Genomic DNA, 11,994 nt, shown 5'->3' with positions numbered 1-11,994 from the left:
CGACGGAATGCCGATCACCTGTTGCCCTCAGGACAGCGCCGCCAGGCAGCCATGCAGCGCGGCCATGTCGTCGCGGATCAGAAAGATCGGCGTGTTTTCAGGGATCTGCCGCATATAGGGCTCGGCCAGGAAGCCCGCTTCGAAGCGCTCCATCCGGTCGGCGATGCTGCGGCCGACGCTGCCGGCCAGGAACATCCCCTCCAGCGGCATGAAGCGCAGCGCCAGTTCCCGGCACAGAAGCCCGACCAGCTCGGCGAAAAGATCATAGGTGGCGACGGCGGCGGAATCGCCCGCCGCGGCGGCGGTCGCGACCTGTTCGCCGGGGATCGGGTCGGTGCCGGTCAGCGCCGCGTGCAGTCGCGACAGGCCGCGCCCGGCGAAGGTCTCCTCGGTCGAGAAGAAGCCGGCCATCGCCTCTGCGCCCACCGCCGCCTGCAGCCGCGCATGGATGTTCGAGGGCAGGAAGGTGTGGCCCTCCTCGGCCTCCAGGGCGGTGATCGTGCCGCCGGGCAGCACGCGGACGGCGCAGACGTTGAAGCCGGTGCCCAGCCCCACGACCAGCGCCTGGCCGTTATGCGGGCGATCGTCGGGCACGCGGCGCAGCACCGACACCCCGTCGCCATGCAGGGCAGGGGTGGCGTAACCCAGCGCGGTCAGGTCGTTGATCAGCCGCACCCGGTCGGCATCGGTCAGCCGCGCCAGCCGGTCCTCGTCGAAATCCCAGTCGCGGTTGGTCAGTTCGGCCTTGCCGCCGCTGACCGGCCCTGCCACCGCGATGCAGACCGAGCTGATGCGCGGCTGGTCCTGTTCCTGCAGATACTGGCGCACCACATCGTCGAAACTGGCGAAATCGTCGCCGCGGAACCGGGTCACGGTCTGCGCGTCGATCGCCTGGTTTCGCGCGATCGCAAGCCGGGCATTGGTGCCCCCCACATCGGCCAGCAACATCGCCATGAAAACCCCTCCCGCAATCGCTGTGGTCGCCCTGTTCGGTCGCTGTCATCCATAGCGCCCCTGGCGCCGCGTTTCGAGGGGTGCGCGGCCGCCGGGGGCGCATTTTCGGAACCCGACCCGCGAATGCGCGTTTTTCCCCCAGGAACGCAAGCGAAAGGTCTGACAGATGTCGATCAACGCGAAAACCCTTGCCGCGGCCCTTGCCGCAGGCACATTCATCCTGGGCGGCGCGGCACCCGCGCTGGCCGCCTCGCGCGCGGACCAGCCGGTGCAAAGCTGGTCGGCCATGGACGGCACCGATGCCCGCACGCTGCTGCGGCAGGCTCAGGATCTGCCGGTTTCCGACCTGGCGGTCGAGGACCAGCCCTATTGCGCGGCCAATGCCGAGATCCATTACACGCTGGAACATGATTTCGACGAAAACCGGATCGAGACCGACGCCCAGGCCGGGACCGAGCTGTGGGGATCCGACAGCATGGGCACCTGGACCATGGTCGCCCCACGCGAGGACGGCACAAGCTGCATCATCGCCTCGGGCATCGGCTTCGACGAGGCGCGCGATACCCGGCTCTACTACGCCTCGGCCGGGCTGGACTGATCCGGGCGCCATGACCCCGGCGCTTGCCGGGCGATGTCGCGCGCGACCTCTTCCAGCGCCGGCAGGCCGGGGGTCGCGGTTTCCTGCCGCCGGGTCATGCCGACCGCGCCCGACAGGAAACGCGCCCCGATCGGCAGTTCCGCCAGCAATCCGCGATCCAGCTCGTCCGCGACGACACCGCGAGAGATGAACCACAGCGCATCCGAGGTCAGGCAGATCCCCCGGCCCAGCGCCAGCGAGACCGTCTCGATGGCCGGGCGCAGGCCGGCAAGCCCGATCGAGGCCAGGTATTCCTCGACCTGCGGGCGGATCAGCGCCGTCGCCGGGGGCAGGATCACCGGCGATTCGGCCAGCATCCGGGGCAGGGGCCGCCCGGCCAGGGGATGGCCGGCGCGGGCGACCAGCACGATGTCTTCCTCGTAGAGGTGATCGAAGCTCAGCCCCGCCATTTCCGAGGCGCCGGGCAGGCGGCCGATCATCAGGTCGATCGCCCCTTCGCGCAGAAGCCGCATCAGGTAGAAATGCGGCCCGGTCTCGACCGCCAGCAGCGTCTGCGGGCGCAATTCGCGAAACCGCAGGACGACGCGCGGAAAGAAGCGCGTGGCCACCGTCGGCAGGGCGCCGACGCGGATCGTGCCGCCGCTGCCCGGCCGCAGCGCCGCCGCCCCCGCCTCCAGCGATTGCAGGGCGGCCTCGGCATGGCGGCGGAACAGCGCGCCCTGCTCGGTCAGGACCAGCCGCCGCCCCTGGCGCAGGAACAGCGGCTGGCCCAGCAGCGTCTCCAGCTCGGCCAGGGTGCGCGACAGGGCGGGCTGGGTGATGCCCTGCGCCCGCGCCACGCCGGACAGGCTGCCCTGCGTCGCGATATCCAGGAAGGCACGGATATGACGCAGCTTGACGGCCGGATGTATAACCGCACGGTTATTCATTTGCGCCCATTTTGCATTATTCGCCATGATCCATCTGTGGCAGATTATGAGCCGAGGGGGATCATCATGCAAGTTCTGACGCGGCCCTGGGGGGCCATGCATTACCGCATCGACGGGCCAGAGCAGGCGCCGACCGTGGTTTTCGCCAATTCGCTGGGTACCGATCTGCGGCTGTGGGACGCGCTTCTGGCGCATCTGCCGGGCTTTCGCGCGATCCGCTTCGACAAGCGCGGCCACGGGTTGTCCGACGGCACCGACACGCTGCGGATCGAGGACCTGGCCGAGGACGCCGCGGCGCTGATCGAGGCCGAGGGCAGGGGCCCCGTGGTCTTCGTCGGCCTGTCCATCGGCGGCATGATCGGCCAGAGCCTCGCCGCGCGCCGCCCCGAGCTGCTGCGCGCGCTGGTCCTGTCGAACACCGCCGCGAAGATGGGCACGCCTGATGCCTGGCGCGACCGCATCGCCGCCGTGCGCGCGGGCGGCTGCGCGGCCATCGCCGATGCAGTGATGGAACGCTGGTTCGGCCCCGCCTTCCGCGCCACCCACGCGCTGCGCCTGTGGCGCAACATGCTGGCCCGCAGCGACGCGCATGGCTATGCCGCCGCCTGCGAGGCCATCGCGCAGGCCGACCTGGCCGCCACGACCGCGACCCTGCGCCTGCCCACGCTGGCCATCGGCGGCGACCTGGACGGAGCTTCCCCGCCCGAGCAGGTCAGGGCGACCGCGAACCTGATCCCCGGCGCCGAATTCCGGCTGCTTCCCGGCACGGGCCATCTGCCCTGCGTCGAGGACCCGGCCGGATATGCCGCCATCCTGGTCCCCTTCCTGAAGGAACATGCAAGATGACCGACCGCCACGCACAGGGCATGGCCACCCGCCGCCGGGTCCTCGGCGATGCCCATGTCGACCGGGCCGAGGCCGCCAAGACCGATTTCGACGCGCCCTTCCAGGACCTGATCACCGAGGCCGCCTGGGGCCATGTCTGGTCGCGCGACACGATCAGCGCGCGGGAACGCTCGATGCTGACCATCGCGCTGCTGGCGGGCCTGGGCAACGACCACGAACTGGCCATGCATGTCCGCGCCACCGCCCATACCGGCGCCACGCCCGACGACGTGCTGGAGGCGCTGTTGCATGTCGCGATCTATGCCGGCGTGCCGCGCGCCAATCACGCGATCAGGATCGCCAAGGAAACATTCGCCGAGATGGAGGCAGAGCGATGACCCCCAGCAAGACCCTGGACGGCAACAGCCATGACAGCGGCCCGCTGTTCTTCCGCGACCGGGACTGGCACCCGGCCGCCTATACGCCGGGCTACAAGACCTCGATGACGCGCGCGCCGCACCGCGCCCTGGTGGCGCTGTCCTCGACGCTGTCCGAGCAGACCGGCCCCGCCTTCGGCCATGACATGATCGGGGAACGCGACAACAACCTGATCGTGAACTTCACCGGCCAGCCCGCCATCGGCGAACGGATCATCATGCACGGCCGCGTGCTGGACGAGAACGGCCGCGGCATCCCCGACGTGCTGGTCGAGATCTGGCAGGCCAATGCCGGCGGCCGCTATCGCCACAAGAAGGACGGCTACCTGGCGCCGCTGGACCCGAATTTCGGCGGCTGCGGGCGGACGATCTCGGGCCCGGACGGGTCCTACGAATTCCTGACCGTGCGTCCCGGCGCCTATCCCTGGCCGAACCATGTCAACAACTGGCGGCCGATGCATATCCATGTCTCGGTCTTCGGCACCGGCTTCGGCCAGCGCCTGATCACCCAGATGTATTTCGAGGGCGACCCGCTGATCGCCAAATGCCCGATCGTGAACACCATCGGCCAGCAGAAGGCGATCGAGGCGCTGGTCGCGCCGCTTGACATGAACCGCGCGATCCCGATGGATTGCCTGGCCTACAGGTTCGACATCGTCCTGCGCGGCCGCCGCCAGAGCTTCTTCGAGAACCGCAAGGAGGGGATGTGATGCAGCGCCTCGACTACCTCAAGGAATCGCCCTCGCAGACGGCGGGTCCCTATGTCCATATCGGCCTGACCCCGAACAAGCTGGGCAATGACGGCATCTATCCGGTCGACCTGGGCGAAAGCCCCGTCTCCGACGGGGCAAAGGGCAGGCCGATCACCATCATCGGCACGGTGCGCGACGGCGCCGGCATGATCCTGCGCGACGCGCTGATCGAAAGCTGGCAGGCCGACGCGGACGGCATCTTCCCCGGCCACGACCCGCGCGGGAAGGCCGATCCGAATGTCTCGGGCTGGGCGCGCATCATCGCCGATTTCGACAGCGGCGAATGGATGCTGAAGACGATCATGCCCGGCCGCGTCCCCTTCCATGACGGCCGCCCGATGGCGCCGCATGTCTCGCTCTGGGTGGTGGCGCGCGGCATCAACCTGGGCCTGCAGACCCGCATCTATTTCGAGGGCGAGGACAACGAGTCCTGCCCCGTCCTGCAGCGAATCGAACATCGCGACCGCGTCCGGACCCTGATCGCCAAAAGGACCGGCGACGGCGAATACCGCTTCGACATCGTCCTGCAGGGCGAGAACGAAACCGTCTTCTTCGACCTGTGAGGACCCGATGACCACCCCCTGCATCATCTGCGTCGCGATCACCGGCTCGCTTCCGACCAAGGCGAACAACCCGGCGGTGCCGATCACCATCGCCGAGCAGATCGAATCCACGCAAGAGGCCTTCGAGGCCGGCGCGACCATCGCCCATTGCCATGTCCGCGACGACGAGGGCAGGCCGACCTCGGACCCCGACCGCTTCGCGCGGCTGAAGGAGGGGCTGGAGAAACACTGCCCCGGCATGATCGTGCAGCTGTCGACCGGCGGGCGCTCGGGTGCGGGGCGCGAACGCGGCGGGATGCTGGGGCTGGCGCCGGACATGGCCTCGCTCTCGGTCGGCTCGAACAACTTCCCGACGCGGGTCTACGAGAGCCCGCCCGACCTGGTGGACTGGCTGGCATCCGAAATGCTGACCCATGGCGTCAAGCCGGAAATCGAGGCGTTCGATCTGTCGCATATCCTCAAGGCGCATCAGATGTGGCAGGCCGGCCAGATCGAGGACCGGCCCTATGTGCAATTCGTGATGGGCGTGAAGAACGCCATGCCCGCCGACCGCGAGGTCTTCGACTATTACGTCAAGACCGTGCATCGCCTGTTCGGCGAGGACGCGCCCTGGTGCGCGGCCGGCATCGGCCCGAACCAGATCGTCCTGAACGACTGGGCGATCTCGGCGGGCGGCCACGCCCGCACCGGGCTGGAGGACAACGTCCGCCTCGACCGCGACACGCTCGCCGCCTCGAATGCGGCGCTGGTCGGACGCACGGCCGAACTCTGCCGCAAATACGACCGCCCCGTCGCCACCTGGCAACAGGCCCGCGACATCCTCGGCCTGAGACCCGCCTGACCGCGCCGCTTCTTCGTTGCTCAAATACCCGAGGGGATTGCCAGCCCGGCGCCATTGGTTCAAGCCGGGCTGGCAATGGGGGCGAACCGCCCCCGGCCCCGCCACCAGACCAAAGGCCCGACATGCCCGCAGCCCCCGCCGACAGCGCCCTCTATCGCAGCCTTTTCGGCGATGACGAAACCGCCGCGCTGTTCACCGACAGCGCCGAGATCCGCGCCATGCTGCTGGTCGAGGGCGCGCTGGCGCAGGTGCAGGGCCAGGCCGGGCTGATCCCCGAAACCGCCGCCGCCCATATCGACCGCGCCAGCCGCGAGGTGCAGATCGACCCCGCCGCCCTGGCGCCCGAGACCGCCCGCAACGGCGTCCCCGTCCCCGCGCTTCTGGCCGCCTTCCGCAAGGCGATGCAGGCGCCCGACCATGCGCAATACCTGCATTGGGGCGCGACCAGCCAGGACATCATGGATACCGGCCTGGCCCTGCGCCTGCGCCGCGTCACGCAGATCTGGGACGACCGGCTGCAGGCCCTGGCCCGCGCGCTGGGGACGCTGGCCCGGCAACATGCCGAACTGCCGATGGCCGCGCGCAGCTATGGCCAGGCGGCGACGCCGACCAGCTTCGGGGCGGTGGTGGCGGGCTGGGGCCAGCCGGTGCTGCGCCACCGCGCGCGACTGGCGCCCGTCGCCGCTGACCTGGCGACCGTCTCGCTTGGCGGCGCGGCGGGCACGCTGTCGGCCATGGGTCCCGAGGGGCCGGCGATCCGCGCCGCGCTGGCGCAGGCGCTGGACCTTGGCGATCCCGGCGGCAGCTGGCATGCCGAACGCGACCGCATCGGCGCCTTCGCCTCGTGGATGGCGGGACTGGCCGCGACCCTGGGCAAGATGGCCGAGGACCTGATCCTGATGGCGCAATCGGGCATCAACGAGATCCGCATCGAGGGCGCGGGCGGATCCTCGACCATGCCGCAGAAGCAGAACCCGGTCGGCCCCTCGGTGCTGGTCGCGCTGGCCCGCCAGGCCGGGGCACTGGCGCAGCTGATGCAGGGCGCGGGGCTTCAACGCCAGCAGCGCGACGGGGCGGCATGGTTCACCGAATGGCTGACCCTGCCGCAGCTCTGCATCTCGACCGGGCGGGCGCTGGACCTGGCGCTGGACCTGGCCGGCCGGATCGCGCCCGACGCGCGGGCCATGGCGCGGGGGCTGCAGGACGGCGGCGGGCTGATCCATGCCGAGGCGCTGTCCTTCGCGCTGGCCCGCCACATGCCGCGCCCCGAGGCCCAGGCCAGGATCAAGGCGCTCTGCGCCGAGGCGCAGCAGGGCGGCGCGACGCTGCCCGACCTGGTCGCGCGCGACTTCCCCGACCTGGACCCCGGCCTTGCCGCCGGGCTGGGCACCGCCCCGGCCGAGGCCCGCGCCTTCGCCGATGCCGCGGACGCCTGAGCCGGCTCAGCGCAGCATCGCGCGGATTTCTGCCGCCACCCGCTGCAATTCCGGCAGGAACATCGGCACCAGGTCCTCGACCGCCTTCTGCCGCGCCGAAACGCCCACGTTCAGCGCCGCGACCACCCGGCCGCGCGCATCGGCCAGCGGCACCGCGATGGATCGCAGGCCCTGCTCGACCTCCTGGTCGATCAGCGCATGGCCCTGGGCCCGCACCCGCGCCAGTTCCGCCATGACCGCCTCGGGATCGGTCAGGGTCATCGGCGTGCGCGCCGGCAGGGGGCCGGGGCCGATCACCGCGCGGGCCTCGGCCTCGGGCAGGGCGGCCAGCAGCACGCGGCCCATCGAGGTGCAGAAGGCCGGCAGCCGCGATCCCGGCATCAGCGAGATCGACATGACCTTCCGCTGCGCCGCCCGCGCGACATAGACGATCTCGGCCCCGTCGAGGATCGAGACCGACGAGCTTTCGCCGATCCGTTCGGACAGCAGGTCCAGCGAGGGCTGGACAAGCTGCGGCAGCGGCATCCCGGCCAGGCAGGCCGTGCCCAGCCGCAAGACGCGGGGCGTCAGGGTGAAGAACTTGCCGTCGTAATCGGCATAGCCCAGATGCGCCAGCGTCAGCAGGCAGCGCCGCGCCGTCGCCCGGTCCAGCCCGGAGGCCGCCGACACCTCGGAAATCGACTGGCGCGGGCTGTCGGCGCCGAAGCTCTCGATCACCGCCAGCCCCTTGGCCAATCCGCCCATGATGTCGCGTTCGCCGATCCCCACGCCGCCCCCTTGTTGTGCGATATGTCAACAAAGTTATCTTATCGCACAATCCGCGTTGCGTGAAGCCCTTTCCCCGCCTATCCCTTGCCGGGCCGGGCGGGATTCCCGGCAGCAAGAGGATAGTCACATGGACAAGACAGTCGCAGACCTCGCCACCGCCGTGGCGGGGATCGAGGACGGCATGAGCGTGATGATCGGCGGCTTCGGCGGCGCGGGCTCGCCCATCGAGCTGGTCCACGCCCTGATCGACCGCCACCTGGCCACCGGCCATCCCAGGAACCTGACCGTCATCAACAACAATGCCGGCAACGGCCATGTCGGGCTGGCCGCGCTGATCGAGACGGGGATGGTCGCGAAGCTGATCTGCTCGTTCCCGCGCTCGGCCGATCCGGTGGTCTTCACCGAACGCTACCTGGCCGGAGAGATCGAGCTGGAGCTGGTCCCGCAAGGCACGCTGGCCGAGCGCATCCGCGCGGGCGGGGCGGGGATCCCGGCCTTCTATACGCCGACCGGCTTCGGCACCGATCTGGCCAGGGGCAAGGCGGTCGCGGAATTCGACGGGCGCAGCTATGTGCAGGAACGCTGGCTGAAGGCCGATGTGGCGCTGGTCAAGGCCGAACGGGCGGACCGGCACGGCAACCTGACCTATCGGGCGGCGGCGCGGAACTTCAATCCGCTGATGTGCATGGCGGCGACGGAAACCATCGTGCAGGCCAGCCATGTGGTCGAGGCGGGCGCGATCGATCCCGAACAGGTCGTCACCCCCGGCATCTTCGTCCAGAAGGTCGTGCGGGTCGCCAACCCGGCGCAGGAAGAGGACCTGAACCGCGCCAACGCCAGCTACCCGGAGGTCGCAGCATGAGCCTGAAACTGACCAACAACCAGATCGCCTGGCGCGCGGCGCAGGACATCGCCGACGGCGCCTATGTGAACCTCGGCATCGGCTTTCCCGAGAAGGTCGCCCAATACCAGCCGCCCGGCCGGCAGGCGATCTTCCATACCGAGAACGGCATCCTGGATTTCGGCGAATCCCCCGCGCCGGGATCCGAGGACTGGGACCTGATCAATGCCGGCAAGAAGGCGGTGACGCTGAAGCCCGGCGCGGCCTTCTTCCACCATGCCGACAGCTTCGCCATGGTGCGCGGCGGCCATCTGGACGTGGCGATCCTGGGCGCCTACGAGGTGGCCGAGAACGGCGACCTGGCGAACTGGTCCACCGGCCCCAGGGGCGTGCCCGCCGTGGGCGGCGCGATGGACCTGGTGCATGGCGCGAAAAGGGTGGCCGTGATCACCGACCATGTGACCAAGGACGGCCGGCCCAAGCTGGTGAAACGCTGCAGCCTGCCGCTGACCGGGGTGGGCTGCGTGACGCGGGTCTATACCTCGCTGGCGGTGATCGACATCGAGGGCGGCCGCTTCGTGCTGCGCGAGAAACTGCCCTCGGTCTCGCTTGAGGAATTGCAGGCGCTGACCGGCGCCGAACTGGTGGTGCCCGGCGCCATCGCCGATCTTGTCGTCCCGGAGCTGTGACATGACCGACGTCTTCATCTGCGACTATATCCGCACCCCCATCGGCCGTTTCGGCGGCGCGCTGTCCGCGGTGCGGACCGACGACCTGGGCGCGGTGCCGCTGCGCGCGCTGATGGCCCGCAATGCCAGCACCGACTGGGAGGCCGTCGACGACGTGATCTATGGCTGCGCCAACCAGGCCGGCGAGGACAACCGCAACGTCGCGCGCATGTCGGCGCTGCTGGCCGGGCTGCCGGTCGGCGTGACCGGCACGACGGTGAACCGGCTCTGCGGCTCGGGCATGGATGCGGTCATCATGGCCGCCCGCGCGATCCGGGCGGGCGAGGCCGAACTGATGATCGCCGGCGGCGTCGAGAGCATGTCGCGCGCGCCCTTCGTGATGCCCAAGGCGGAAACCGCGTTTTCCCGCCATGCCGAGATCCACGACACCACCATCGGCTGGCGCTTCGTGAACCCGGCGATGCACAAGGCTTACGGCACGGATTCCATGCCGCAGACCGGGCAGAACGTGGCGGACGACTTCGGCATCTCGCGCGAGGCGCAGGACGCGATGGCGCTGGACAGCCAGCAGAAGGCCGCGGCGGCGATTGCCAATGGCCGCCTGGCGCGGGAAATCACCCCGGTTTCCGTCCCCCAGCGCCGGGGCGATCCGCTGATCGTGGATACCGACGAACATCCCCGCGCCACCACCCCGGAGGCGCTGGCCAAGCTGCGCCCGCTATTCGCGAACGGCTCGGTCACGGCGGGCAATGCCTCGGGCGTCAATGACGGGGCGGCGGCGCTGGTCCTGGCCTCGGAAGCGGCGGCGAAGGCCCATGGGTTGACGCCCATCGCCCGCGTCCTGGGCGGCGCGACGGCGGGGGTCGAGCCGCGAATCATGGGCTTCGGCCCGGCGCCGGCGGCCCGCAAGCTGATGGCGCGGCTGAGGCTGGCGCAGTCCGATTTCGACGTGATCGAGCTGAACGAGGCCTTTGCCAGCCAGGGCCTGGCCACGCTGCGCGCGCTTGGCATCGCCGACGACGATCCGCGCGTGAACCCCAATGGCGGCGCCATCGCGCTTGGCCATCCGCTTGGCATGTCGGGCGCGCGCATCACCGGCACCGCGGCGCTGGAGATGGCGCTGAACGGCGGCAGCCGCGCGCTGGCGATGATGTGCATCGGCGTCGGCCAGGGCATCGCCATCGCGCTGGAACGGGTCTGACGCCGGACCGGCGCCGCATCGCGCGGCGCCGGCAGGGTCACGGATTCAAGGCTTGATCGCCCGCCCTCGCGGCCGCATCCTGCCCCCACGGGGATGCGTCACATGACAAGGAGAGGGACGATGAGCAAGCGCGACGACCTGATCGCCAAATATGCCGCCGACATCAGGGACAAGCTGGGCGAGGAGCCCGACATGGACCTGCTGACCAAGGTCACCATCGGCTGCGGCCCCTCGATCTACAGCGCCGACGCCGAAACCGTGGCCTCGTCCGACCAGGCCGAGCTGGACCGGATCCGCAGCAATTACCTGGTCAGGAAGCTGGGCCTTGGCGACGGGCCGGAACTGGCCCAGGCCATCGACGCGGTGGTCGAGAAATACGGCCGCTCGAACCGCAACAAGTATCGCGCCGTGGTCTATTACCTGCTCTGCCGCCATTTCGGCAAGGAAGCCGCCTATTCCTAAGCGCCGCCAGCCAGCCTATTGACGCTGGCCGATCATGGCCTTGATGGCCATGACATGGCCGGCATCGGCGGCCAGGCAATCGCCGGCCAGTTCCTGCGCCGCCGCCAGCAGCGCGGGCGCGGGAACCAGGCGGTCCACCAGCCCCCAGGCCAGCGCCTCGGTCGCCGGGATCTTCTGGCCCGCCATCAGGATCATCTTCGCCCGCGCCGCGCCGACCAGCTGCGTCAGCCGGCGCGGATCGCTGGGTTGGGGCAGAAAGCCCAGCTTCATCACCGGATAGAAGAAATTCGCCTCGGGCACCGCCAGCCGCAGGTCGCAGGCCAGCACCATGCCGAAGGCGCCCCCGGCCAGCGTGCCGTTCAGCGCCGCGATGGTCAGGCAGGGCATGGTCGCGACCCGCGCCGACAGCCGCTCCCATTCCGGCGAGGTTGCCAGCCCCGCCTGCGCCTCGGCCAGGTCGGCCCCGGCCGAAAACACCTTGCCCGCGCCGGTCAGGATCACCGCCTTCAGATCCTCGCGCCCGGCCAGGTCGTCCAGCTGTCCGGTCAGCTCGCGCAGCATCGCCTCGGTCAGCGAATTCGCCTTGTCGGGACGGTTCAGCACCAGCTGGGCCAGGTGAGCATGAATTCGCACATCGATCACGGGGTCGTACCTTTCACTTGTCGGGCCATTATGCGAGAAGAGTTCCTATTTGAGCG

At 69.8% G+C, this 11,994-nt stretch carries 15 protein-coding genes; 11 read left to right on the top strand and 4 right to left on the bottom strand.

Annotation, left to right across the window (positions count from 1 at the left end; genetic code table 11):
* Positions 1-27: 27 nt before the first annotated feature.
* Positions 28-954 carry a glucokinase gene (locus C9E82_RS08515; protein WP_119896433.1) on the bottom strand — a complete coding sequence of 309 codons (927 nt, stop codon included), beginning with the start codon at positions 952-954 and terminating at the stop codon, positions 28-30.
* 166 nt (positions 955-1,120) lie between these two features.
* Here C9E82_RS08515 and C9E82_RS08510 point away from each other — a divergent pair, with 166 nt between their 5' ends.
* A complete protein-coding gene (locus C9E82_RS08510; RefSeq protein ID WP_119896434.1) occupies positions 1,121-1,552 on the top strand; it encodes a hypothetical protein in 432 nt (143 codons plus the stop codon).
* Here C9E82_RS08510 and C9E82_RS08505 read toward each other — a convergent pair.
* Complete coding sequence (locus tag C9E82_RS08505; RefSeq protein ID WP_170161968.1) at positions 1,528-2,481, bottom strand: LysR substrate-binding domain-containing protein; 954 nt, start codon at positions 2,479-2,481, stop codon at positions 1,528-1,530. The two genes, C9E82_RS08510 and C9E82_RS08505, sit on opposite strands and share 25 nt — an antisense overlap.
* 66 nt (positions 2,482-2,547) lie before the next feature.
* On the opposite strand from C9E82_RS08505, the gene pcaD reads away from it, so the two are divergent.
* From pcaD to C9E82_RS08475, 6 genes are all read left to right on the top strand, one after another.
* Positions 2,548-3,327, top strand: coding sequence for a 3-oxoadipate enol-lactonase (gene pcaD, locus C9E82_RS08500; protein WP_119896482.1), 780 nt, complete (start codon positions 2,548-2,550; stop codon positions 3,325-3,327).
* Positions 3,324-3,704, top strand: coding sequence for a 4-carboxymuconolactone decarboxylase (gene pcaC, locus C9E82_RS08495; RefSeq protein WP_119896436.1), 381 nt, complete (start codon positions 3,324-3,326; stop codon positions 3,702-3,704). The genes pcaD and pcaC overlap by 4 nt, the downstream gene beginning before the upstream one ends.
* On the top strand, positions 3,701-4,453 hold the full coding sequence (pcaH, locus tag C9E82_RS08490) for a protocatechuate 3,4-dioxygenase subunit beta (protein ID WP_119896437.1): 753 nt from the start codon (positions 3,701-3,703) through the stop codon (positions 4,451-4,453). Before pcaC ends, pcaH begins: the two co-directional genes overlap by 4 nt.
* A complete protein-coding gene (pcaG, locus tag C9E82_RS08485; RefSeq protein ID WP_119896438.1) occupies positions 4,453-5,058 on the top strand; it encodes a protocatechuate 3,4-dioxygenase subunit alpha in 606 nt (201 codons plus the stop codon). The genes pcaH and pcaG overlap by 1 nt, the downstream gene beginning before the upstream one ends.
* Before the next feature lie 7 nt (positions 5,059-5,065).
* Positions 5,066-5,899 (top strand): 3-oxoadipate:acetyl-CoA acetyltransferase, encoded by an 834-nt coding sequence (locus C9E82_RS08480; protein ID WP_119896439.1) that lies wholly within the window; start codon positions 5,066-5,068, stop codon positions 5,897-5,899.
* A gap of 122 nt (positions 5,900-6,021) precedes the next feature.
* Positions 6,022-7,335 carry a class-II fumarase/aspartase family protein gene (locus tag C9E82_RS08475; protein WP_119896440.1) on the top strand — a complete coding sequence of 438 codons (1,314 nt, stop codon included), beginning with the start codon at positions 6,022-6,024 and terminating at the stop codon, positions 7,333-7,335.
* 6 nt (positions 7,336-7,341) lie between these two features.
* Here the strand turns inward: C9E82_RS08475 and C9E82_RS08470 are convergent, their stop codons facing one another.
* Positions 7,342-8,079, bottom strand: a complete 738-nt coding sequence (locus C9E82_RS08470; protein ID WP_119896483.1) for an IclR family transcriptional regulator — start codon at positions 8,077-8,079, stop codon at positions 7,342-7,344.
* Between the two features lie 151 nt (positions 8,080-8,230).
* Between C9E82_RS08470 and C9E82_RS08465 the strand changes: the two genes are divergently transcribed.
* The 4 genes from C9E82_RS08465 to C9E82_RS08450 all read left to right on the top strand — a co-directional run bounded on the left by C9E82_RS08465 (position 8,231) and on the right by C9E82_RS08450 (position 11,296).
* Positions 8,231-8,965: a 3-oxoacid CoA-transferase subunit A gene (locus C9E82_RS08465; protein ID WP_119896441.1), complete on the top strand. Its 735-nt coding sequence runs from the start codon at positions 8,231-8,233 to the stop codon at positions 8,963-8,965.
* A complete protein-coding gene (locus tag C9E82_RS08460; protein ID WP_119896442.1) occupies positions 8,962-9,633 on the top strand; it encodes a CoA transferase subunit B in 672 nt (223 codons plus the stop codon). The genes C9E82_RS08465 and C9E82_RS08460 overlap by 4 nt, the downstream gene beginning before the upstream one ends.
* Position 9,634: 1 nt before the next feature.
* Positions 9,635-10,834 carry a 3-oxoadipyl-CoA thiolase gene (gene pcaF, locus C9E82_RS08455; RefSeq protein ID WP_119896443.1) on the top strand — a complete coding sequence of 400 codons (1,200 nt, stop codon included), beginning with the start codon at positions 9,635-9,637 and terminating at the stop codon, positions 10,832-10,834.
* A 120-nt stretch (positions 10,835-10,954) separates the two neighbouring features.
* Positions 10,955-11,296 (top strand): DUF2853 family protein, encoded by a 342-nt coding sequence (locus C9E82_RS08450; protein WP_119896444.1) that lies wholly within the window; start codon positions 10,955-10,957, stop codon positions 11,294-11,296.
* A gap of 15 nt (positions 11,297-11,311) precedes the next feature.
* On the opposite strand, the gene C9E82_RS08445 is transcribed toward C9E82_RS08450, so the two are convergent.
* Positions 11,312-11,938 (bottom strand): enoyl-CoA hydratase/isomerase family protein, encoded by a 627-nt coding sequence (locus C9E82_RS08445; RefSeq protein WP_119896445.1) that lies wholly within the window; start codon positions 11,936-11,938, stop codon positions 11,312-11,314.
* Positions 11,939-11,994 lie beyond the last annotated feature (56 nt).

Origin of the sequence: Paracoccus sigandri (assembly GCF_003709565.1) — a bacterium.
GTDB classification, from domain to species: Bacteria; Pseudomonadota; Alphaproteobacteria; order Rhodobacterales; family Rhodobacteraceae; genus Paracoccus; species Paracoccus siganidrum.
The sequence above is the reverse complement of the archived record's forward strand: the minus strand, read 5'-3'. Positions and strand labels throughout refer to the sequence as shown.